Consider the following 21,648-nt stretch of genomic DNA (forward strand, 5'->3'; position numbering starts at 1 on the left):
TATATTCAAATGAAAAAAATAAATATATTAATCTTATTTATGTCAGCATTGTTTGCTACTAGTTGCGAAGAAGTTGTTGAAGTTGACTTAAAAACGGACCCACCTAAATTAGTAGTAGAAGCTGTTATTAATTGGGCCAAAGGAACAACAGGAAACCAACAAATGATAAAATTAACGACAACAACTGATTATTACAATCACGTAATTCCAGTTGTTTCAGGAGCTACAGTGTCTATAAAAAACAGTACTAACAAAGAATTTACTTTTATAGAAGTTCCTAAAACGGGACAATACGTTTGTACCAATTTTGAACCTGTAATTAACGAAACCTATGTCTTAACCATTATCACTGGAGGAAATACCTATACGGCGACCGAAACCTTAAAATCTGTGGCGCCAATTACAAGAATAGAACAAAAAAATGATGGTGGTATTACAAAAGACGAAGTTGAAGTAAAAGCATATTATAACGATCCTGCTAACGAAACAAATTATTACTTATATCATTATACTTACTCTAATAAAGTACTGTCAAGCTATTCAGCTGTTGAAGATCGATTCTTTAACGGAAATGAGTTTTTCAGCTCTTCAAATAACGATGATTTAAAACCCGGCGACAAAGTTGAAATAAGTCATATTGGTATCTCTAAGAGTTATTATAATTATATGAATATCTTAATAAGTATTGCTGGTGATAATAGTGGTGGACCATTTCAATCTCCTCCAGCTACAGTAAGAGGTAATGTTATAAATACGACAAATGTAAATGACTATCCTTTAGGATATTTCTCTCTGGGAGAAATAGAAACTAAAAAATACACTATCGAATAATATCTATATGATCCCAAGAATAGAAAATTTAGTCGAAAAAAAAATTATTGGAAAACGAATCACGACCTCATTTACTAACAATAGAACAAAAGAACTTTGGCAAGGTTTTATGCCAAACCGAAAAGAAATAAAAAACAATATCGGTTCAGAGCTATATTCTATAGAAGTATATCCAGAGTCTCATTTTGCCAATTTCAACCTAAATAATGAATTCGAAAAATGGGCAGGCATAGAAGTAAACGATTTTCTTTCCGTTCCTACAGATATGGAAACTATAGTAATCCCGACTGGACAGTATGCCGTTTTTATTCATAAAGGTCCTGCAAGCAACGGAAATAAAACATATCAGTATATTTTTACTGATTGGTTGCCTAAGTCAGAATACTTATTAGAAAATAGACCCCATTTTGCTGTAATGGGCGAAAAGTACAAACATGAAGATCCAACCTCTGAAGAAGAAATTTGGATTCCGATAAAACAAAAAAATTAATATTCTGAAAATGCTCTCGTAATTGAGAGCATTTTTTTTTATATCAAATCTTAAAAAACGACCAACTCTCAACATATGTACATGTATAAAGATTAGAATTAGATAAACTTTGCAAATAATTAATTCAAAATTTTAAAGACATGAAACATTTACTTCTCACCTTATTCTCCCTATTTGCATTTAATGCAAAAGCACAAACTTTTAAAAATCCAGAACCTCTATTCGATCCTACTCCTTATGGTTTTAGTCATGCATCCTCAGTCAAAACACCAGGCGAACTTGTTTTCATATCAGGACAAAGTGGTGGATTGGGTAAAGAACATACACTAAGTTCAAATTTTAGAGAACAAACACAAACAGCATTAAAAAATATAGTTACGGTGTTAGACAGCTATAAGCTGAAACCAGAGAATATCATGAAAATCACCATTCTAATTGTAGACCATAATCAAGAAAAACTAAAAATTTGGAATGAAGAAATTAGCAAAATATGGAAAAACAAACCATTCCCTGCTAGCACACTAATTCCAGTTCCAAGATTAGCCATTGACGGAATGTTAATAGAAGTAGACGCAACAGCATTCAAAACAACCAAATAAATTAAAATATAAAATTAGCATTCAGATTCTGTTGCATAAAAATCCACCATATAAGTTATAGAAGCCAAGCACTTAAAAAACGTATATTTCCTTTTATGACTTATATGGAAAACCTCATCTCTAAATCTTTATAATCTAAGAGAAAACAAACACTTTACTTCTCTTAATCTCTTAATGATATTAAAAACGATTCCTATTTACCCAAAGAATATACTTTCGTACATTTACGGCACATTTTAAATCTAGAATATAAATGTCCTCACACCATATCGTACGCGACGACCAAGAACCTGCATTAATCATAGCCAACGGAGCTGCCTGTAATTCTGAATTATTAGGACAATTATTAGAATGGTCCCCTTTGGTAATTGTATTAGATTCTGCTATTGAACGTGTAGTCGATTTAGGTATAAAAGTCGATGTGTTACTAGGTGATTTTGATCATGGATTCGACCCCGAAATATACAAAACCACACAATACCCAATCGAAATTGTACATACTCCAGATCAAGACAAAACCGATTTAGAAAAAGCATTTGATTATTTAATCGAACGAAAAATACCAGCTGTAAATGTAATTTGGGCAACCGGAAAAAGAGCCGATCACACCATTACAAATCTAACCAACATTGTTCGCTACCGAAATTTGTTAAAGATTGTAATTCTCGACGACCATTCCAAAATATTTTTATTACCCAAAAAATTCGAAAAATGGTATACTGCCAACACCCCAATTTCACTTATTCCAATTGGAGTTGTAAACGGTATTTTTTCAGATAATTTAGTATACCCTTTGCATGATGATACGCTTACAATAGGCTACAGAACCAGTAGTAGCAATGCTGTGTCCAAAGATGGGCTCATTACAATTACTCATACAGATGGTGATTTATTAATGATGGAATGCTTTGATTAGTCCCTTTTTCAGGAGCTAATTCCCGCTTTCGCCTCAATCTTTTTTGGCAAAAAAAGCCCAAAAAGGATACCAGCTCAATCGGGGCTAAACCAAATAATTTCATAATACTAATATAACTTATTTCCAAATTAGGAATGTGTACCTTTGCACGGAAATTAAGAATAATGAAAGCTATAAATAACTCCGAGAAAACAAGTCTACATTCTAGAAACCCGCATCGTTCGCGTTATGATTTTGAACAACTAATCGCTGATTGTTCCGAATTAAAAAAACACGTGGCAATAAACGAGCATGGAATCGAAACAATTGATTTTAGTAATCCCGACGCAGTAAAAGCTCTTAATAAAGCTTTATTAGTTCATTATTACGACATACAAAATTGGGACATCCCCAAAAATTATCTTTGCCCTCCAATTCCTGGAAGAGCCGATTACATTCATTACCTAGCCGATTTATTGGCAACAACAAATAATGGAGTTATTCCACAAGGCGAAGGAGTTTTAGGTTTAGATATTGGAGTTGGTGCCAATTGTATTTATCCTATTTTAGGAAATGCATCCTATGGATGGAGTTTCGTAGGAACAGATATCGATGAAAAAGCAATCGAAAATTGCAGTAAGATTATCGAAGCCAATCCGAGATTAATTGACGCTATCAGTTTACAACAGCAAACAGAGTCACGTTTTATATTCAAAAATATAATTACGCCAGAAGATAGATTTGCATTCACAATTTGCAATCCTCCATTTCATTCTTCTCCAGAAGAAGCAAATAAAAGTGCTGTTCGAAAAGTAACAAACCTAGACCCTAAAGCAAATAAAAAAGCAACACCCGTTTTAAACTTCGGAGGTCACAATGCCGAATTATGGTGCGATGGGGGAGAAATTGGATTTATAACACAAATGATTTACGAGAGTGTCAAATATCCAATGCAATGTTTATGGTTTACTACACTAGTCTCTAAAAAAGAAAATCTATCAAGTATCTACAAAACATTAAACAAAGTTAATGCTTCAGTTGTAAAAACTATCGACATGGCACAAGGTCAAAAAACAAGTCGTATCGTAGCTTGGTCATTTCTTACCGAAGCACAGCAAGCAAAATGGAGTTTTAAAAGTGATCTTTAAATTGCATTAGCAATCCAATCACTGAAACACCACTTAAAACATTGTAATTATGTTAGATATAACTAAAAAACTGATACTTTAGTTAGTCTCTTTTTAGTACTTTTAAAAGTAATTGAACTTAGCTCCTATGCAGAAATTATTTTTAAAAGTTATCACCGTTATTTTGCTCGTAGGTTGTAGTGCCACAAAAGAAAAAAAGATTGACGATTATGTTTTTAAAACTAAAAGCGAAAAAACAAAATACATCAATTCTTATAATGCTGCATTAAAACTTTGGAACATTCCTTATCAAGAAGAAAACATAACCACTTCTTATGGTACAGCACATATAATTATTGCAGGTCCAAAAGAGGGTGCCGACTTGGTATTACTTCACGGAATGGATGCCAGCTCAACCATGTGGTTTCCTAATATAAAAGCATTAACAAAGAACCATCGCGTTTATGCAATAGATTTTTTAATGGAAGCTGGAAAATCGCAATCTCCAAAAAAATCGCTTACAAGTGAGGAAATAGTTATTTGGTACAATGAAATTTTCAATCATTATAATCTAAAAAACTTCAGTGTAATTGGTGCATCCCGAGGTGGTTGGATAGCGACATTAATGGCAATCCAAAAAGAAAGTAAAATCAATAAATTGGTATTACTAAGCCCTGCACAAACATTTAAGAATATTGATAAAATGAGAAAAGCGTCATCCGCATTCTTTTTAAAGATTTTTCCAAATGAAAACAAATTCAAAAAGACCTTAGAAACCTTTTCTTATTATCCCGAAAAAATAAATCCTATTTATAAAAAGCAATTCTATTTAGCCAACAAATATTCGAAATCAAATACCAGTTTTTTGCAGATGCAACCTTTTTCAGATGAAGATTTAAAAAAAATAACCATTCCTGTTATGGTTCTCATTGGCGATCATGATGTCATTAACTCTGATGAAAGCATAAAACGAGCTGAAACACTTTTAAAGAATAATAAAACAGAAACTATAAAAAATGCAGGCCATTTTTTAAGTATTGATCAATCCGAAAAAGTAAATAAACTGATTGTCGATTTTTTAAAACAATAAAAATCAGAAGTTCAAAACAAGAATCAAAATTTTAGATTTTTACTTTGTAACTTTACATCCCAACAATTCTAATATATATAAATGAATTTTCAAGTAGCCTCAGATTACAGTCCAAAAGGAGATCAACCGCAAGCAATTGAAAAATTAACCCAAGGTATAATTGATGGTGAAAAATACCAAACCTTACTTGGGGTAACCGGTTCTGGAAAAACATTTACAGTTGCTAACGTTATTCAAGAAGTGCAAAGACCAACTTTGGTATTGGCACACAATAAAACATTAGCAGCACAATTATATTCAGAATTCAAACAGTTTTTCCCAAACAATGCAGTAGAGTATTTCGTTTCATACTATGATTACTATCAGCCAGAAGCTTTTATGCCAGTAACTGGAGTTTTTATTGAAAAGGATTTATCTATTAATGAAGAGTTGGAAAAAATGCGTTTGAGTACAACCTCATCCCTACTCTCTGGACGACGTGATATATTAGTCGTAGCTTCCGTTTCTTGTTTATATGGTATTGGAAATCCTGTAGAATTTCAGAAGAATGTTATCGCAATAGAGCGAGATCAGGTTATTTCGAGAACCAAACTATTACATAGTCTGGTACAAAGTTTATATTCTAGAACCGAAGCCGATTTTATTCCTGGAAGCTTTAGAATAAAAGGAGATACTGTTGAGGTTTACCCTAGCTATGCAGATGATGGATATCGAATTCATTTTTTTGGAGATGAAATTGAAGAAATTGAATCCTTTGATATAAAGACCTCTCAGGTAATCGAGAAATTTAATAAACTTACTATTTACCCAGCTAATATGTTTGTGACATCACCAGATGTACTACAAGGAGCGATATGGCAAATACAGCAAGACTTGGTAAAACAAGTAGACTATTTTAAAGAAATAGGAAAACATCTAGAAGCCAAACGACTAGAAGAACGTACCAATTTTGATTTAGAGATGATTCGTGAACTAGGTTATTGCTCTGGTATCGAAAATTATTCTCGCTATCTTGATGGAAGAGAAGCAGGAACAAGACCGTTCTGTTTGCTTGATTATTTCCCAGATGATTATCTTATGGTGGTTGACGAAAGTCACGTAACATTATCTCAAGTACATGCTATGTACGGAGGAGATCGAAGCCGTAAAGAAAACCTTGTTGAATATGGTTTCCGTTTACCTGCTGCAATGGATAATAGACCTTTAAAGTTTGAAGAATTTGAAGCCATGCAAAACCAAGTAATTTATGTTTCGGCTACTCCGGCAGATTATGAATTACAAAAAACAGATGGTGTATATGTAGAACAAGTAATTCGTCCAACTGGATTATTAGATCCAATTATCGAAGTACGTCCGAGTTTAAATCAAATTGATGATTTAATTGAAGAAATTCAGATACGATGTGAATTAGACGAACGTGTTCTAGTTACCACTTTAACTAAAAGAATGGCTGAAGAATTAGCCAAATATCTAACAAAAGTTAGTATTCGTTGTCGTTATATTCACTCTGATGTAGATACGCTGGAACGTATCGAAATTATGCAAGATTTACGAAAAGGGATTTTTGATGTCCTAATTGGAGTAAACTTACTTCGTGAAGGTTTGGATTTACCCGAAGTTTCACTAGTAGCTATTCTTGATGCAGACAAAGAAGGTTTTTTACGTAGTCATAGATCATTAACACAAACGATTGGTCGTGCAGCGAGAAACATCAACGGAAAAGCAATTATGTATGCTGATAAAATTACAGCAAGTATGCAAAAAACCATTGACGAGACCGATTATCGCCGTACAAAACAAATGAATTTTAACCTAGAACACAACCAAGTTCCGCAAGCATTAAATAAGAAGATTGACAGTGCTTTTACCAAAAATCCATTGGTAGAATATGAATTGGGTCATACGTTAAGCGAAGCAGCCGAGCCAGAAACAGCCTACCACTCTAAAGCAGAATTAGAGAAACTGATTCGAGAAAAACGAAAATCAATGGAAAAAGCTGCCAAAGAACTAGACTTTCTTCAAGCTGCAAAATTGCGTGACGACATTAAAAAACTCCAAGAACAATTACCTTAATTGTGTTGTTCCTGAAAAATTTTCAATAATACCTCAGGGTCAATCATTGCGTTTGGTGCATTCTTCATTAAGTTAAGAATACGTTTAGTTGCTATAGGATTTAATCCCATATCAATAGCTATTTGTTGTATTGCAGTTGCTTCTTTAGTATGCAATACACCGTCGCAATGCATAATTAAAGCCAATCTATAAAATTGCTGAATGCGCTGAAATTCCGATTTGATAACTAATGGAGGGACTTCTTGATGAAACAAATCTTGAAAAGTTGCTCTATCTATATTCAATTCGTGAGCAACCATTGACAAAAAATCCAACTCTCTCTTATGCAATTCTCCATCGACAGTTGAGAAAGATATTAGCTCTAAAAGTAAACTTATTTTTTCTGCATTAGTATTCATCAAATTCATATTTTTAGCTAAAATATTGCTTTTAAATTTAAAATACAAAAACGGCAGCTATGCAATTAATTATCAGAGCATACAATTTAAAATTAAAACACACCTTTAGGATTTCAAGAAAAACAATAGATTTTCAACCTACAGTAATTGTCGAATTAAAAAAAGATGGCTATTCCGGTTTTGGTGAAGCAACATCCAATCCGTATTATAATATTACTATCCCAATACTAGAAAATGATATTGAAAAAATTCGCCCAATAGTAGAAGCGGTCGAAAATGAAACACCTGAAGAATTTTGGGCAAAAATAAATCCATTATTACAAGAGAATAAATTTGCATTATGTGCCTTAGATAATGCCTACAATGACTGGTATGCTAGAAAAAAAGGTGTCAAATTATATCAGTTGTGGAATTATTCTATTCAAAATAATCCATTGACCAATTACACTATTGGAATTGATTCTATTGAAAAAATGGCTTCAAAAGTAAAAGAATTGCCATGGCCAATTTATAAAATAAAATTAGGAACCCCCGAAGACATTGCCATTGTAACTGAATTAAGAAAACACAGTGATGCCATTTTTAGAATTGATGCCAATTGCGGATGGAGCGTTGATGAGACAATCAAAAATGCTATCGAATTAAAAAAACTTGGAGTCGAATTTCTAGAACAACCACTCAAAGCAGATGACTGGGAAGGACATCGAGAAGTTTTTAAACATTCCGTTTTGCCTATCGTAGCCGATGAAAGCTGTATCATCGAAAGTGATATCGCCAAATGTCATAATCATTTTCACGGTGTAAATATAAAATTAATGAAATGTGGCGGTACTACTCCTGGGCGCCGAATGCTTCATGAGGCAAAACAATTGGGACTAAAAACAATGATAGGTTGTATGACCGAATCTACCGTAGGAATTTCGGCTATTGCACATTTATTACCAGAACTCGATTATGTCGATATGGATGGTCCCTTGCTATTAGAAAAAGACATTGCTAGTGGCGTTATTATACAAAATGGAGTAATAAAATATGCCGAAGGCAATGGAACTGGAGTTATCTTGTATTAATCACAATTTCAGTACAAGGAAAGTGACTATTCAATTACTTTTAAAACGTACCTTTGTAAAAAATTAAACGATGACAAATAACGATATCCTAAAAAAACTACGCGTAGCCTTAATGCTCCGTGACGACCAAATAGTTGAAATATTAGAATTGGTAGATTTTAGAATTTCAAAATCAGAGTTGGGTGCTTTTTTTAGAGCCGAAGACCATGAAAACTATATGGAGTGTGGGGATCAGGTATTGCGTAACTTCTTAAACGGATTAGTAATTCATTTAAGAGGAACAAAAGAAAATCCTAAAAACCCTAATGATGTTTTAGCAAAACACAAAGCAGAAATACCTGCTAAAGGTAGTACAAAGGAAAGACCAGAGTTTAAAGCCAAATCAAAAGATGAGGAAAGATCAAGAGGAGATCAAGCACCATCTAATAAATCTGGAGCTGCTGCAAAAAAACCTTTCAAAAAGAACAACAGTAAATCTACTCCAAAAATACAAGTAGTCGAAAAAGTAAAATTCAATTTCGGTAAAAACAAAAAATCCTAAGCTCACACTTAGGATTTTTTTTTATGTAGTTATGTTAAAGTAAAATGATTTTTGCGCATTCAATCTCAATTCTGAATTCTTTTTGAATTTGAATCAGTATTTTTGTTTAAAATTAGATATTAAAACAATGAAAAAACTTATTTTATTTTTAGCATTCGTATTCGTTACCCAAATAAATGCACAAGAACGCCCAAAACTAGTAGTTGGAATTGTTGTGGATCAAATGAAGATGGAATACCTCTATCGTTTTTCAGATGACTTTACTGCAAATGGTTTCAAAAGGCTTATTAATAATGGATACACGTTTCAAAACATGCATTACAATTATATGCCTACTTACACTGCACCAGGTCATGCCTCTATTTACACAGGGACAACTCCTGCTACACATGGAATTGTAAGTAACGAATGGTTTAGCCGAAAATTAGGAAAGCAAATGTATTGCACTGATGATGCTGGAGTAGCAACTGTAGGTGATGGTACAAAAGAAGAAGGCGCAATGTCTCCAAAGAACTTATTAAGCACAACCATTACTGATGAGCTAAGAATGTCAACCAATTTTCAAGGAAAAGTAATTGGAGTAAGTCTTAAAGATCGTGGAGCAATTTTACCAGCAGGACACTTTGCAAATTGGGCATTTTGGTATAGTAAAACAGGAGCTTTTATTTCTAGTACTTTTTACGGAGATAAATTACCAGAATGGGTTACACAATTTAATAGCGAAAAACATTATTTACCATACATAAACAAAGGTTGGGATTTATACAAACCTCTTGCTACTTACAACGAGAGCTTACCAGACAACAACCCATACGAAGGAAAATTATACAATAGTACAGCACCAGTTTTCCCATACAACTTAAAAGATATGTATGATAAAAATGACGCTGGAGTTATTCGCTCTACTCCTTTTGGAAATGACTTATTAGCTGAATTTGCTAAAAAAGCAATCGAAAAAGAAGAGTTAGGAAAGGATAACATTACTGACTTCTTAACAGTTAGTTTTTCTTCTACAGATTACGTTGGACATTTATTAGGCCCACGATCTATGGAACTACAAGATACTTATTTACGTTTAGACCAAACTATTGCAGACTTTCTAGCTTACCTAGATAAAACTGTTGGTAAAGACAACTACCTACTTTTCTTAACAGCAGATCATGCTGGAGCAGAAAATGTAAATTATCTTAAAGACAATAAATACAACGTAAATAATGTTAGTCCTAAAGACACTCGTAAAAACCTAACCGATTTTTCAGTAAAAACTTTTGGTGAAGATTTAGTTTTAAACTATTCAAGCTTTAACTTGTTCTTTAATAAAGAAAGAATCAAAAAGAAAGGATTGGATTTAGTAAAAGTAAAACAAGCCTTCAAAGACTACTTAATGGCTCAAGATCATGTGAAAAGAGTATATACTGAAGAAGAAATCTTAAATGCTACAGGTAATGATTACTATTTAAACTTTATTGTAAAAGGATATGATGTAACTCAAAACGGAGATTTAATTATATTAGATAAACCAGGTTATATCGAATATCAAGGAACAGGAACTTCTCATGGAACACCTTATTCTTATGACACTCATGTACCAGCTATTTTTTACGGTTGGAATATTAAAAAAGGTGAGTCGTATAATAAAAAGGTGATTACACAAATTGCTCCAACTATTGCTCAAAAAATAAAAGTAACATTCCCGAATGGAACTGAAGCAAATGTTCTTGAAGAAGTTTTGGATACTAAAAAGTAATTCATTTCATGAAATAAAAAACGGCTGTATTATTAAATACAGCCGTTTTTGTTTATAGTTGGTTTTTATATTATCCTCTAAATCTATTTCGGATAATGATATCTTTAAGCTTGGCTTTTAAATCTTCACCAGTATCATAAACCATTTGCTCATTGTTAGGAAATGGCACAGCGCGTTTATTAAAGTAAGACATATAACTATCCTCACAAGCACTTTTATCTCCTTTGTAGGTTGCATAAACATAATCAAAAATAAACTCGCTCGTTACAGGAAATGATTGCATTAGCTGATTTGTTTTTAAGTCAACATAATCCACTTTTGCTGTTACCTGACAAGATTTGAATTGTTTAAACTCATATATATTTGCTCGAAGCGTTCTAAAATTATCTACTTTTATTTCTCGACCTAAACTATCTTTAACTGGCTTACCTCTACTATCCAAAAGTGTTCTTACACCGTCTTTAACCTGTTTTTCTTTAATAAACTCTTTTTCTTTAATTTGCTCTGGCGAAATAAGTATCTCTCTAAAATTTAAGATTAAACTATAATCGTAAGCAACATTTTTTTGCTTGTTGCTATGATAAACAGTCCATTTATCGTTCAATCCGTAAGTACTAAAATCTAATAAATCATCTTGAAGTCGCTTCGGAATAACCATATTGGTTTCATTCTTAGCATATACATTTACAAAATCAGTTCCTTTAAACAAGGCTTCATCCATAAGCTTTTTTACATTCTTATAACCTGGATTAATACTTTCCAAGTAAGCGAAATCATCATATGCTTTTCTAAAATCTAATTTGTTTTTAGATTTTAAAAGAGCCGAAGCATTTTCATATAAATATTTTGATAGTGCATTTCTGCTGCTCACAATCTGCTCAGAATAATTATCAAATGGGAAATAAGCATTCTTTCCTTGTTTTAATAATTGCAGTGGCAACAAAGGTCTTATTTTTTCCTGACGGTTGTTTAACTGTATATAAGTATTATAAACACGTTCAATATTAGCCGGATTTGATTCTCTTGACATCATATCAAGACTTCGTAAGTCTCTATCTTTTGCCTTTGCAAAAGCTTCTTCAAGCAAGTAAACATAGTCTTGCCTACCCTTAGAATCTTTTTTGGTTCTTAATCCTTCGACCGCACGATCTATTGCTCCATCATAATTTCCATCACTCAACATCGATTGAGTGTTTTTTACACCACATGAAGAAAGTGCTAAAAAAAGTATTGTAAAGAGTATTGTAATTTTTTGCATCAGTATTAATTTAAAGATGCAAAGATATCTGTTTTAGATTAATTCAGATAAGTAGTTACTTTATTTTAAATTTAAGAAGCAGAAACTTTCAATTTCAGAATAACCTCCTCCGCGATAGCTATAAGAACTTGGTTAGATTAGAGCATTTACTATTTATAAAAAGTTTTAACCAAATTTATTACTAACACTAGAACTTCAGGAGCCATAAGTCATCACTTTAAATTCGATTTTATCTTTTCTATTTTTTCATTTTGCAATTTTAAAATTTGTTTCAATTCGTCAATAGTTTCATTCTGTTTTTCCAATTCTATAATTTTCTTATTCTGATCGATTGTGTACAATGTCAATTCTTCAATTTTTTGTAGTAACTTAGAAGTTAGTACTCCCAAATCTGTTCCGTTTTCCTCCATTTCATTTGCAGATTGTATTTCAGGCAAATGCTTTTTATTTTTAACAAATTTCTCTAACTCACTTAATGGCATTAATTTATAAGTTTCTTCAAAAACAAAATCAGCGCCATTAAGATCTACTTTAATTTCTCTTGCTCGTATTGTTCCTACAACATCAAGTTTATAACTTGGAGAAATTGTCCCTATACCGATATTACCTTGATTATTTATTACTAGCCTATATAGCATGTCATCGCCAATAGAAAATTCACCATTACCTAATCGCCCCGGATGCAAGTACCAAGAAGATGTAACTCCATCAGTTTTACTTAGATGTATACCTGCGTTCATTCCTGCCCCCTGAATATCAAGTTTATATGTAGGGGATGCTGTACCAATTCCTACTTTATCGCCTGTATCAACAATTTGAGCATTTATTGTAAATATTGAACTTATTAATAATACTAAATTAATTAAAATTTGCTTCTTCATTATTTGTTTATTTTTTTTAGTATAAAAAGTTTGTTTTAAAAACGTTAGATTTCCATTTCACCTATTATTTGAATAAATTTAAAGTTTCTTATCTGATCCAAAGTAAATACTAAGTCCTGAGAATCATTTGAACTAGGAAAACTTCATAATTACTATTGTGATAACAATTAGGACTGTTTCTTCATCTTTATTTGGTAAGCAATTTCCCAAAAAAGAACCGACAAAATAGCGTTAGTCATTAATGCTGTTTTAATGCCTTGTGCATCAAATTTTCGAAAAAAGTGTAAATCGCCAATCTGCAATGCTAAGTATAAAGCCAAAGAAGCAATAATAGCAGAGCATACTATATTAAACAAAGGAGTCCACTTTAGTACCAAAAAAGAAAAAATCAGGTTGATTAGAAGAAAACCACAACCCAAAGTTATAAACCTATGATCTTTTAATTTCTCACCCAATTCTAGAAAAAGTGAAGTTGATAAACTGTAAGTAAAAAATAGTAAGGAGTAAACCAGAATTCGTATTTGCAATTTCATTTTAATGTTTTATTTTAATTTGTCGAAATTACGAATTAAAAATGAAGGTTAGATTAGGTTAGAAGTGATAAATGATTGTTAAAAACTTGCTTTGTTTTACAAAATCTCTTGCCAAGCCCCTTCCTTTCTTGGAAAGATATGTTTGTAAAAAATAGAAGTTGCTAATTTATTCTTGTTGAATCCATTCATATTTTCCATTCTTTAAATAAATTACCCCACCACCGCAACTTTCTTCTGCGTGAATAAATATTCCATCATTTACTAATTTTATTTTGTCGGCTTCATTTACTTCTTCGTCAGTCATTATTTCACCATCCTCATTTACATTGTTCCAGTATATTTCATTTTTAGGTGCTTTTTCAAATATTCCAGCCCAATCAATCTCATCAAAACCTTGTTCTAGAACATTGTTTCCCAATCCCAGATAATCTGTTCTATTTCCGTTCCCGAATGTGATTCTTAAACCACTTTTATCGCTTTTGATACTTCTTACAATTTCAACCGTTTCATTCAATCCATCTCCATCTAAATCGCAAGTAATCTTATTTGTTTTATGCTTTTTAGAAACTACAATTGTATCAGAATTATTGGTTTCTTTCTTTTCTACCTTATGGATTGTATCCGTTTTTTCAATTGCAACTTTTACATTTTGTTTTTTTTCTTCGTTTTTACAAGAAATAAAAGCGATTGCAATAATTATTAAAATTCTAATCTTCATGTTTCTAAATCCAGTGTTTTTATTATGATTTATTAAGTCTTATCTTTTTCCTTCATTCCAAAGTTTGTCAATTTTTTCAGCATTAGTAAACCAAAACACTTTTTTATTCTTGTCTTTTTGTTGCCCAAATATTCTTTTGTAATCGTAAGTCTTAAAATTTATTTTTAAAAACTCATGATAATACTGATCCATGTAAAAACGAAACTGTTCATTAAAACTCTGCCCTTCAATGTCATTTTTTAATTTACATTCTTTATTGCATTCAATTCGATTGCGAACAATTTCTGAAAGTTCCTCTTTGGTAACATTATCTACTCTTATAGGATTAGGCAATGCAATTCTGAATGCTAAGACCTCAGCTCCTTCTTCTTCCCACCATTCCCAAAGATTAAATTTAGAAATATCTTTTCTAGTCAATTTATGAAGTCTATTTTCAAGTTTTTCATACTCAATATTCCCTTCATCTCCATTTTCATCACAAAATTCAGCATAATCTATAATAGATTTTAATATTTCTGGATACCGTTTTTCGGCAATGTCAAATTGTGCTTCTATTTCTTTTCTTAATTCCATATTCACTTATTACTAAAGGCTAATTTTATGAAACTGTTCTAAATTAATATTGTTTTTGGCAATTCTATCTGATAAATATTGAGCCTATACTTGTGCTAAAATATAAAATAACACCTATAATTATTGAATATTTTTTAGGTTTAACTAAGCGTAAAAAACAGAAGTGACGTGCTTTCGCACAAAAAAACAAGTATAAAACAAAGCAAAAATTCTGATTCAGAAGAGCTAAAACAGTCCAATTTATTCACAATCTTGCCATTTCAACATAAGTTAGATTATCCACGTATTGCGATGGAATCGAATAAAAAACTTAGATAAAATACTTTTTCATTGATGCGATTATTTATATTCTTTTTAATGACTACTTATCCCTATTTATTTTGAATCATTAATACTAGCATATTCTTTTAATAATTCTTCGCTTTTGGTATCTCCGAGATTGATAAAATATTTTAATATACCGTTAATTAATTCTCGAGATCCTAGATCGACAATTCCATACTTTTCTTGTAAATCATATTCCTCCATGAATTGATTATACGTTTCTATCCCTTTTTTCTCAAAATCTAATGTAATCCAAAATAAAAATACAGCATCATTTTCGTAAGCAGGGTAATTGAAAGTGTACAATTCGGCAATATCACTAATATCGATATTCGAATTATTGTCTAAGATAGTCCTAAACGCTTCGTTACTTTTACTGCCTTGGTACGCTTTTGAATCAGCTTTGTAATTATTTAAAGCTTCTTTAATTTGTATGTCACTCAAATTAAAAATAGGATTGCGATGTGTTCGTAAGTGTATAACGTAATTTAATATTTCTTCATCAGACATTTTTGCGTTGATATGATCACTGATTATTTTTAATAAAACATTATCCGAAACAGAAGTAAATCCTAAGATGTCTTTTTTATTTAAACTTGCTAAATGAGACTCTTCAATATAATTTCTGCCTCGATGAGACAAACAAACAGGGTCACATAATTCTGTTGCATTGTGTTTAACTAAAATTCGTTCAAAATAGATTATCGCTAAATATTTTACACAATTTACATTCCCTAATTTTGCCCCTTTTTTAAAATGATTTATAGGGTGTCCGTCGGCAATACTAAAATATCCATACGATTCCATTAATCCTGCAGTATAAAAACTTTCAGGCATTTTTAAATCATTTTTCGCTTCGATAAAACTGACCAACTTGTCGTTTATATCTACAAAATCTGAATCTTTAAGAGCATTATGATTAGCATATATTTCCATTGCACCCTCTACTCTGTTATTTAAGGTATCAATGGATTGTTTAGATGCATTTTGATTTAAGAAATCAGTTAAAAAAGCTATATATTTTTTTCTCTCAGCAATTTCATCTTCACTACTATGATCTGTTGAATCATCACTTTGCGATGCTATGGTATCTGCTGTAGTAGTATTATATTTTTTTTGAATATTACTCTCTTTTGTTTTGCAATTAAAAAACAGCAAGAAGAATAATAAACAAAATACGTGTGAATATTTTTTGTTGCTGTGATAAAAATTGTTGAATTCAAATTTCATTTTTTAGGTTTTGGTTTAAGGTTTAATAATTATAATGATGTATGTTTTTAATCTGTACTAACTATTATCCTTTCCATTTGGAATAAACAGTTATTCCATTTTTATCCCAATCTATTTTTAAGGTATCTCTTGTCACATCTTGAATGATTCCAACACTTACAAAATCATCATAGTATACTTTAATTGAATCCTCATTTATAAAGTAAAGCATGTCTCCATCTCCATCGTAATCTACAACATAAAAGGATTTTTTGCTTAAATCAAAATCAGCATGTGGACCTTCAGGGTCGCTAGTCCAAATACCAAAAAGTAATTTTGTATCAAATTTAGATTTGATTATTCTACTCTCTTTAGGTACTCCTATATTTTGTTTATCTTCTAGATCTGTATTCTCCTCAGAAATTGTTTTATTGGTTGTATTCTCTTCTTTTTGTGGAATTGCATATCCTGTATTATTATTTTTACCATTTTCCATCTTCTTGCAAGAAACTAGAATTAGGATACTAATCAGTAATAAATATTTTTTCATTGATCTTTTTATTGAGTCTTTAGATTATTAGTTCTAATATATTTAGTCCTACAAACGCTAAATGTCTCGCGAAAATATCAAAATAAAACTTACAAATTTTTAATTGTTTTATTTTTTTATTACGTAAAAGGGGCTACGTGAGGGATAGCAGCAGTATCCTTTTTGAAGTGTCCCGATAGCTATCGGGACGGAATAAAAGATATAGCAAATAGCCCAACCCAGAGGGGCACGCCCAAAATATTAAGATTCAATTTATATGTAATCTTGTCATTTCGACGAAAGGAGAAATCTTCGCAAGAAACTCTACAAAGAGAGGAAATGTTACCCTGAGATCTGCTTATGAAATCATGCAAATAAATAATTCAAAAAATCCAAATTTGGGTTAATCGTTTTTATCAATTCGATTTTCTTTTCCCTACGCCAGTCTTTTACTTCTTTTTCACGAGCAATTGCTTCTTGAATCCAAGCAAACTTTTCATAATATAGTAAAAAAGTAACATTATACCTTGATGCAAAAGTTTTGTTTCCATTTGCATTGTTTTCTGTATGTTGACTTAAACGAATTTTCAAATTATTTGTAACTCCAGTATAAAAGACTGTTTTAGATTTATTTGTTATTATGTATATGTAATAAGTATGATAACCTCCTTGTAATTGCATCTAATTTATTTTTCGATAAAGTTAAAACATATTAATTAAAGATTTTTCTTATGTATTTTTTATTTTAATGCGATATACTTTATGGAGTTTCTCGCGAAGATTTCTCCTTTCGTCGAAATGACAAGATTGTGGATAATTGGAATTTTAAATTCAATATTTTTGAGTATTTGCTCTGCGAAGTCTCCCAACTTCATACCCATTCTTATATTCTTATTATTCTTGTTATGAGGTAGACAGCCTCCGAGCAGATTATTTTTTTTACTTTCTTATTTCTAATTTCAGAATTAGATTTATTTTTTTTTCTTTAATATAATTTATCCTTACATATTTAGTTTCGTCTATTGCTCCTCCATGTGACTTTGCATTATTGTATCCAAATCCAGATATTTCAAAATCTGAATATTCAAATTCTACTCCGTTAACAATAAATCTTTCACTATCATGACCGCCAGATGGCATAGGATGAAAATTTGTAACAAATCCTTCTGTTTGTAATTTAGTACTTGAGTATAAATTATTTGTTTTACAATATGCAAGACCTAGTAATATCGAGAATACGAAAAAAGAAAATATTGATGCATATTGAATTATTAACACTACAAATTTTTGTCGTGAAGGTTCTTTGAACAAATCTTCTTCTATATCATTTTTAATTAAGAATAAAAAAAATCGTGCTATTAAGAAAACAATAATTGGTATAAATAATATCTGAAATTTTTTAATTCCATCTAGAGATGAAAAATCATAAATTATCTCAAAGGAATTCATAGTTTTAGAATTTAAAATTTACACTAAATTATATATAAGAAAAATTTTCGTTTGAGTATAACATAGAAGATTAACTAAAATTGATCTCTTTATTTTCAAATATAGATTTTTTTTACTGTTGAATAAATTTATTTCTAAATAAAACGATTTACTTCATCTATTCGCAAATGCTCGAGCCTCATTATACGGAATGACATCATTGGCTAAACAAAAAAATCCCATTTCAGAAGAAACGGGATTTTAAAAAGTAATATTCTCTTTTTTATTTTAAACTGCTGCAGCAACTTCTTGTGGCAACGGAATTTGATTTTTAAGAAGATCTTCGAATGTTTCGGCTTGGCGAATTAAAATTCCTTGACCGTTCATCCATAAAACTTCGGCTGGTTTGTATCTTGAATTGTAGTTTGATGCCATTGAAAAACAATATGCCCCTGCATTTCTGAAAGATAAAATATCACCTTCGGTAATTTGTGCAATTCTACGGTTGTTAGCAAATGTATCTGTTTCGCAAATATATCCTACTACTGAGTAAAAACGCTCTTTCCCTTTTGGATTTGAAATGTTTTCGATATGGTGCGAAGAACCATATAACATTGGACGAATTAAGTGATTGAAACCACTATCAATTCCAGCAAAAACAGTTGAAGTTGTTTGTTTTACTACGTTTACTTTTGCTAAAAAGAATCCTGCTTCGCTCACTAAAAATTTACCTGGTTCGAAAATCAGGGTTAAATCTTTACCATATTCTGCACAGAATGAATTGAATCTTTTTGATAATTTTTTACCTAATTCTTCAATATCAGTTTCTATATCGTCTTTTTTGTAAGGTACTTTGAAACCACTTCCAAAATCTAAAAACTCTAAGTTTTTGAAATTTTTAGCTGTATCAAACAAGATTTCAGCAGCATACAAGAATACTTCGATATCTAAAATATCAGATCCTGTGTGCATGTGAATACCTACGATATGCATTTTTGTATTTTCTACAATTCGTAATATATGTGGTATTTGATGTACCGAAATTCCAAATTTACTATCAATATGCCCTACAGAAATATTTGCATTTCCTCCAGCCATTACGTGTGGATTAATACGAATACAAACTGGTGTATTAGGATATTTGGTTCCGAATTGCTCCAGAATAGATAAATTGTCGATATTTATTTGCACACCCATTGCAGCAACTTCTTCAATTTCTTCTAAAGAAACTCCATTTGGTGTATAAAAAATTCTTTCAGGCTCATATCCGGCGTGAAGTCCTAGTAATACTTCTTGAATAGATACTGTGTCTAACCCAGACCCCATATCCTTTAACAACTGAAGTATTGCAACATTGGACAAAGCTTTCATGGCATAGTTAATTCTAAGATTCTCTACTTTAGAGAACGCTTTAGTTAACCTATTGTATTGCGATTGGATTTTTTCAGCATCATACACATATAATGGACTTCCAAACTGGTCTGCTAATTGCAGTAAATCTTTTGATTGCATTGTTAAACTATTTTTGACAAATTTATTACTCTTTTGAATACCCACCAATAAAATGTAAAATAATAACAAATTATAACAAATTGTTTAAAATCAAACATTTTACATGTTAATTTAAATTTATATAAAAATAATAAAAACCCTTGAATAAATAGCATTCAAGGGTTTCTTTGTTGTGTTGTTTGTTGGTTTATAGACTTGGTAAGTCCCCGCTTCCTTTTGTTGGTAAATTTGTAGATCCCATTAAATATAAATCTACTTCTCTTGCTGCCTCACGGCCTTCAGAGATTGCCCAAACAATTAAGGATTGTCCTCTTCTCATATCACCAGCTGTAAAAATATGTGGAACATTTGTTTGATAATTTGTCGCTTTGTAATTACTTCTCATATCTAACTGTAATCCTAATTGATCACTTAATGTTTTTTCTGGCCCAGTAAATCCAAGTGCCAATAATGCTAAATCACATGGCCATATTTTCTCTGAACCTTCTTTTTCTATTAGTTCTGGTCGTTGTCCTGGAGTCATTTTCCAAGCTACTTCAACGGTTTTCAAACCTACTAATTGACCACTTTCGTTTGCAATAAACTCTTTAGTATTAATTAACCAGTTTCTATCACAACCTTCTTCGTGTGAAGATGATGTTTTAAGTTGTAATGGCCAAAACGGCCAAGGTGTAGTTTCGCTTCTTCCAACTGGTGGCTTTGGTAAAATCTCAAAATTAGTAACCGATTTTGCCCCATGTCGGTTTGATGTTCCGATACAATCTGATCCTGTATCTCCACCTCCAATAACAATTACATCCTTACCAGTTGCTTTTATTTGATTCGGAATTTCTTCTCCAAATAAAACTTTTGTTTGCTGTGTTAAGAAATCCATTGCTTGAACAACTCCTTTACTTTCAATCCCTTTAGTTGGCAAGCTTCTTCTTTCGGTAGCTCCCCCACATAAAACAATTGAATCAAATGCGTTTAGTTCTTCTATGCTGTAATTAACTCCTACATTTACATTTGTTTTAAAAACAATTCCTTCAGCTTCTAATATTACAACGCGTCTGTCGATAATCCCTTTTTCTAATTTAAAATTTGGAATTCCATAACGCAATAATCCACCAATTGCATTGTCTCTTTCAAAAACAGTAACTGTATGACCCGCTCTGTTTAATTGCTGTGCTGCTGCCAAACCTGCAGGTCCTGAGCCAATAACTGCTACTGTTTTTCCAGTTCTCTTTTTTGGTGGTTGTGGTTTAATCCAACCTTCTGCAAAACCTCTTTCGATAATATTCTTTTCGATATTTTCAATCGCAACAGGCTCTTTGATTATTCCTAACACACATGATTTCTCACATGGCGCTGGACATAAACGACCTGTAAATTCGGGAAAGTTATTTGTTGATTGCAAAATTTTTAATGCACTCTCCCATTCTTCTTGATGTACCATGTCGTTAAAATCTGGAATTAAATTCCCTAACGGACAAGCACTGTGGCAAAACGGAATACCACAATCCATACATCTTGAGCCTTGTTCTTTAATCTTATCTTTTTCTAAGGTAATCGTAAACTCATTATAGTTTGATACACGTTCCTTAACAGCAATATTACTTTCGTCTGCTCTATTATATTCTTTAAATCCACCTATCTTACCCATGACTTTTCTATTAAATTTCAAATGATAAATTATGATTTTTTAAGTTCCAATTTCTAAATTTTTAACCGCAAAGTGCGCAAGGCTTTTTTATTTTATTTCCTTGAAAAACGCAAAGTCCACAAAGCTTTTAGGCTAAATTTTTAATAATCTAAAATCTGAACTCTAAAATCTATAAATCAT

22 protein-coding genes are annotated in these 21,648 nt (G+C 31.5%); 10 read left to right on the forward strand and 12 right to left on the reverse strand.

Annotation, left to right across the window (positions count from 1 at the left end):
- The first annotated feature begins 9 nt into the window (after positions 1-9).
- From LNQ49_RS07355 to uvrB, 7 genes are all read left to right on the forward strand, one after another.
- Entirely contained in the window at positions 10-831 is an 822-nt protein-coding gene (locus LNQ49_RS07355) for a DUF4249 domain-containing protein (protein WP_229988025.1), read from the forward strand.
- 7 nt (positions 832-838) lie between these two features.
- Positions 839-1,321, forward strand: coding sequence for a GyrI-like domain-containing protein (locus tag LNQ49_RS07360; protein WP_229988026.1), 483 nt, complete (start codon positions 839-841; stop codon positions 1,319-1,321).
- A 140-nt stretch (positions 1,322-1,461) separates the two neighbouring features.
- Positions 1,462-1,920, forward strand: a complete 459-nt coding sequence (locus LNQ49_RS07365; RefSeq protein ID WP_229988027.1) for a RidA family protein — start codon at positions 1,462-1,464, stop codon at positions 1,918-1,920.
- Positions 1,921-2,173: 253 nt separating this feature from the next.
- A complete protein-coding gene (locus LNQ49_RS07370; RefSeq protein ID WP_229988028.1) occupies positions 2,174-2,836 on the forward strand; it encodes a thiamine diphosphokinase in 663 nt (220 codons plus the stop codon).
- Positions 2,837-3,000: 164 nt separating this feature from the next.
- Positions 3,001-3,963: a 23S rRNA (adenine(1618)-N(6))-methyltransferase RlmF gene (gene rlmF, locus LNQ49_RS07375; RefSeq protein WP_229988029.1), complete on the forward strand. Its 963-nt coding sequence runs from the start codon at positions 3,001-3,003 to the stop codon at positions 3,961-3,963.
- A gap of 127 nt (positions 3,964-4,090) precedes the next feature.
- Entirely contained in the window at positions 4,091-5,032 is a 942-nt protein-coding gene (locus tag LNQ49_RS07380; protein WP_229988030.1) for an alpha/beta fold hydrolase, read from the forward strand.
- 81 nt (positions 5,033-5,113) lie between these two features.
- Positions 5,114-7,105 carry an excinuclease ABC subunit UvrB gene (gene uvrB, locus LNQ49_RS07385; RefSeq protein ID WP_229988031.1) on the forward strand — a complete coding sequence of 664 codons (1,992 nt, stop codon included), beginning with the start codon at positions 5,114-5,116 and terminating at the stop codon, positions 7,103-7,105.
- Here uvrB and LNQ49_RS07390 read toward each other — a convergent pair.
- On the reverse strand, positions 7,102-7,503 hold the full coding sequence (locus LNQ49_RS07390; protein WP_229988032.1) for an excinuclease ABC subunit B: 402 nt from the start codon (positions 7,501-7,503) through the stop codon (positions 7,102-7,104). The genes uvrB and LNQ49_RS07390 overlap by 4 nt on opposite strands.
- Before the next feature lie 59 nt (positions 7,504-7,562).
- On the opposite strand from LNQ49_RS07390, the gene LNQ49_RS07395 reads away from it, so the two are divergent.
- The 3 genes from LNQ49_RS07395 to pafA all read left to right on the forward strand — a co-directional run bounded on the left by LNQ49_RS07395 (position 7,563) and on the right by pafA (position 10,861).
- Positions 7,563-8,573 (forward strand): dipeptide epimerase, encoded by a 1,011-nt coding sequence (locus LNQ49_RS07395; RefSeq protein WP_229988033.1) that lies wholly within the window; start codon positions 7,563-7,565, stop codon positions 8,571-8,573.
- A gap of 70 nt (positions 8,574-8,643) precedes the next feature.
- On the forward strand, positions 8,644-9,114 hold the full coding sequence (locus LNQ49_RS07400) for a DUF1456 family protein (protein ID WP_229988034.1): 471 nt from the start codon (positions 8,644-8,646) through the stop codon (positions 9,112-9,114).
- A 127-nt stretch (positions 9,115-9,241) separates the two neighbouring features.
- Positions 9,242-10,861, forward strand: coding sequence for an alkaline phosphatase PafA (gene pafA, locus LNQ49_RS07405; protein ID WP_229988035.1), 1,620 nt, complete (start codon positions 9,242-9,244; stop codon positions 10,859-10,861).
- A gap of 70 nt (positions 10,862-10,931) precedes the next feature.
- On the opposite strand, the gene LNQ49_RS07410 is transcribed toward pafA, so the two are convergent.
- From LNQ49_RS07410 to LNQ49_RS07460, 11 genes are all read right to left on the reverse strand, one after another.
- On the reverse strand, positions 10,932-12,119 hold the full coding sequence (locus LNQ49_RS07410; protein WP_229988036.1) for a hypothetical protein: 1,188 nt from the start codon (positions 12,117-12,119) through the stop codon (positions 10,932-10,934).
- 212 nt (positions 12,120-12,331) lie between these two features.
- On the reverse strand, positions 12,332-13,000 hold the full coding sequence (locus tag LNQ49_RS07415) for a hypothetical protein (RefSeq protein ID WP_229988037.1): 669 nt from the start codon (positions 12,998-13,000) through the stop codon (positions 12,332-12,334).
- Positions 13,001-13,167: 167 nt separating this feature from the next.
- A complete protein-coding gene (locus LNQ49_RS07420; protein WP_229988038.1) occupies positions 13,168-13,533 on the reverse strand; it encodes a hypothetical protein in 366 nt (121 codons plus the stop codon).
- A 166-nt stretch (positions 13,534-13,699) separates the two neighbouring features.
- Complete coding sequence (locus LNQ49_RS07425; RefSeq protein ID WP_229988039.1) at positions 13,700-14,251, reverse strand: hypothetical protein; 552 nt, start codon at positions 14,249-14,251, stop codon at positions 13,700-13,702.
- Positions 14,252-14,290: 39 nt separating this feature from the next.
- Positions 14,291-14,824 (reverse strand): hypothetical protein, encoded by a 534-nt coding sequence (locus LNQ49_RS07430; RefSeq protein ID WP_229988040.1) that lies wholly within the window; start codon positions 14,822-14,824, stop codon positions 14,291-14,293.
- Positions 14,825-15,199: 375 nt separating this feature from the next.
- Positions 15,200-16,378, reverse strand: coding sequence for a hypothetical protein (locus tag LNQ49_RS07435; RefSeq protein WP_229988041.1), 1,179 nt, complete (start codon positions 16,376-16,378; stop codon positions 15,200-15,202).
- A gap of 64 nt (positions 16,379-16,442) precedes the next feature.
- On the reverse strand, positions 16,443-16,907 hold the full coding sequence (locus LNQ49_RS07440; protein ID WP_229988042.1) for a hypothetical protein: 465 nt from the start codon (positions 16,905-16,907) through the stop codon (positions 16,443-16,445).
- A 345-nt stretch (positions 16,908-17,252) separates the two neighbouring features.
- Positions 17,253-17,567, reverse strand: a complete 315-nt coding sequence (locus LNQ49_RS07445; protein WP_229988043.1) for a GIY-YIG nuclease family protein — start codon at positions 17,565-17,567, stop codon at positions 17,253-17,255.
- Between the two features lie 258 nt (positions 17,568-17,825).
- Complete coding sequence (locus tag LNQ49_RS07450) at positions 17,826-18,335, reverse strand: hypothetical protein (RefSeq protein ID WP_229988044.1); 510 nt, start codon at positions 18,333-18,335, stop codon at positions 17,826-17,828.
- Positions 18,336-18,602: 267 nt separating this feature from the next.
- Positions 18,603-19,826 (reverse strand): diaminopimelate decarboxylase, encoded by a 1,224-nt coding sequence (lysA, locus tag LNQ49_RS07455; RefSeq protein WP_229988045.1) that lies wholly within the window; start codon positions 19,824-19,826, stop codon positions 18,603-18,605.
- 187 nt (positions 19,827-20,013) lie between these two features.
- Entirely contained in the window at positions 20,014-21,468 is a 1,455-nt protein-coding gene (locus tag LNQ49_RS07460) for a glutamate synthase subunit beta (protein ID WP_229988046.1), read from the reverse strand.
- Positions 21,469-21,648 lie beyond the last annotated feature (180 nt).

This window comes from Flavobacterium pisciphilum, from assembly GCF_020905345.1.
Classification (GTDB): domain Bacteria; phylum Bacteroidota; class Bacteroidia; order Flavobacteriales; family Flavobacteriaceae; genus Flavobacterium; species Flavobacterium pisciphilum.

What these genes read in the sequence shown, in the direction of transcription:
- LNQ49_RS07390 (WP_229988032.1), bottom strand. Translation starts at nt 7,503, where the DNA reads ATGAATACTAATGCAGAAAAAATAAGTTTACTTTTAGAGCTAATATCT.
- LNQ49_RS07460 (WP_229988046.1), bottom strand. Translation starts at nt 21,468, where the DNA reads ATGGGTAAGATAGGTGGATTTAAAGAATATAATAGAGCAGACGAAAGT.
- LNQ49_RS07380 (WP_229988030.1), top strand. Translation starts at nt 4,091, where the DNA reads ATGCAGAAATTATTTTTAAAAGTTATCACCGTTATTTTGCTCGTAGGT.
- rlmF (WP_229988029.1), top strand. Translation starts at nt 3,001, where the DNA reads ATGAAAGCTATAAATAACTCCGAGAAAACAAGTCTACATTCTAGAAAC.
- LNQ49_RS07450 (WP_229988044.1), bottom strand. Translation starts at nt 18,335, where the DNA reads ATGAATTCCTTTGAGATAATTTATGATTTTTCATCTCTAGATGGAATT.
- LNQ49_RS07360 (WP_229988026.1), top strand. Translation starts at nt 839, where the DNA reads ATGATCCCAAGAATAGAAAATTTAGTCGAAAAAAAAATTATTGGAAAA.
- LNQ49_RS07415 (WP_229988037.1), bottom strand. Translation starts at nt 13,000, where the DNA reads ATGAAGAAGCAAATTTTAATTAATTTAGTATTATTAATAAGTTCAATA.
- LNQ49_RS07400 (WP_229988034.1), top strand. Translation starts at nt 8,644, where the DNA reads ATGACAAATAACGATATCCTAAAAAAACTACGCGTAGCCTTAATGCTC.
- LNQ49_RS07395 (WP_229988033.1), top strand. Translation starts at nt 7,563, where the DNA reads ATGCAATTAATTATCAGAGCATACAATTTAAAATTAAAACACACCTTT.
- LNQ49_RS07425 (WP_229988039.1), bottom strand. Translation starts at nt 14,251, where the DNA reads ATGAAGATTAGAATTTTAATAATTATTGCAATCGCTTTTATTTCTTGT.
- LNQ49_RS07435 (WP_229988041.1), bottom strand. Translation starts at nt 16,378, where the DNA reads ATGAAATTTGAATTCAACAATTTTTATCACAGCAACAAAAAATATTCA.
- LNQ49_RS07430 (WP_229988040.1), bottom strand. Translation starts at nt 14,824, where the DNA reads ATGGAATTAAGAAAAGAAATAGAAGCACAATTTGACATTGCCGAAAAA.
- LNQ49_RS07420 (WP_229988038.1), bottom strand. Translation starts at nt 13,533, where the DNA reads ATGAAATTGCAAATACGAATTCTGGTTTACTCCTTACTATTTTTTACT.
- uvrB (WP_229988031.1), top strand. Translation starts at nt 5,114, where the DNA reads ATGAATTTTCAAGTAGCCTCAGATTACAGTCCAAAAGGAGATCAACCG.
- LNQ49_RS07440 (WP_229988042.1), bottom strand. Translation starts at nt 16,907, where the DNA reads ATGAAAAAATATTTATTACTGATTAGTATCCTAATTCTAGTTTCTTGC.
- lysA (WP_229988045.1), bottom strand. Translation starts at nt 19,826, where the DNA reads ATGCAATCAAAAGATTTACTGCAATTAGCAGACCAGTTTGGAAGTCCA.
- LNQ49_RS07370 (WP_229988028.1), top strand. Translation starts at nt 2,174, where the DNA reads ATGTCCTCACACCATATCGTACGCGACGACCAAGAACCTGCATTAATC.
- LNQ49_RS07445 (WP_229988043.1), bottom strand. Translation starts at nt 17,567, where the DNA reads ATGCAATTACAAGGAGGTTATCATACTTATTACATATACATAATAACA.
- pafA (WP_229988035.1), top strand. Translation starts at nt 9,242, where the DNA reads ATGAAAAAACTTATTTTATTTTTAGCATTCGTATTCGTTACCCAAATA.
- LNQ49_RS07365 (WP_229988027.1), top strand. Translation starts at nt 1,462, where the DNA reads ATGAAACATTTACTTCTCACCTTATTCTCCCTATTTGCATTTAATGCA.
- LNQ49_RS07410 (WP_229988036.1), bottom strand. Translation starts at nt 12,119, where the DNA reads ATGCAAAAAATTACAATACTCTTTACAATACTTTTTTTAGCACTTTCT.
- LNQ49_RS07355 (WP_229988025.1), top strand. Translation starts at nt 10, where the DNA reads ATGAAAAAAATAAATATATTAATCTTATTTATGTCAGCATTGTTTGCT.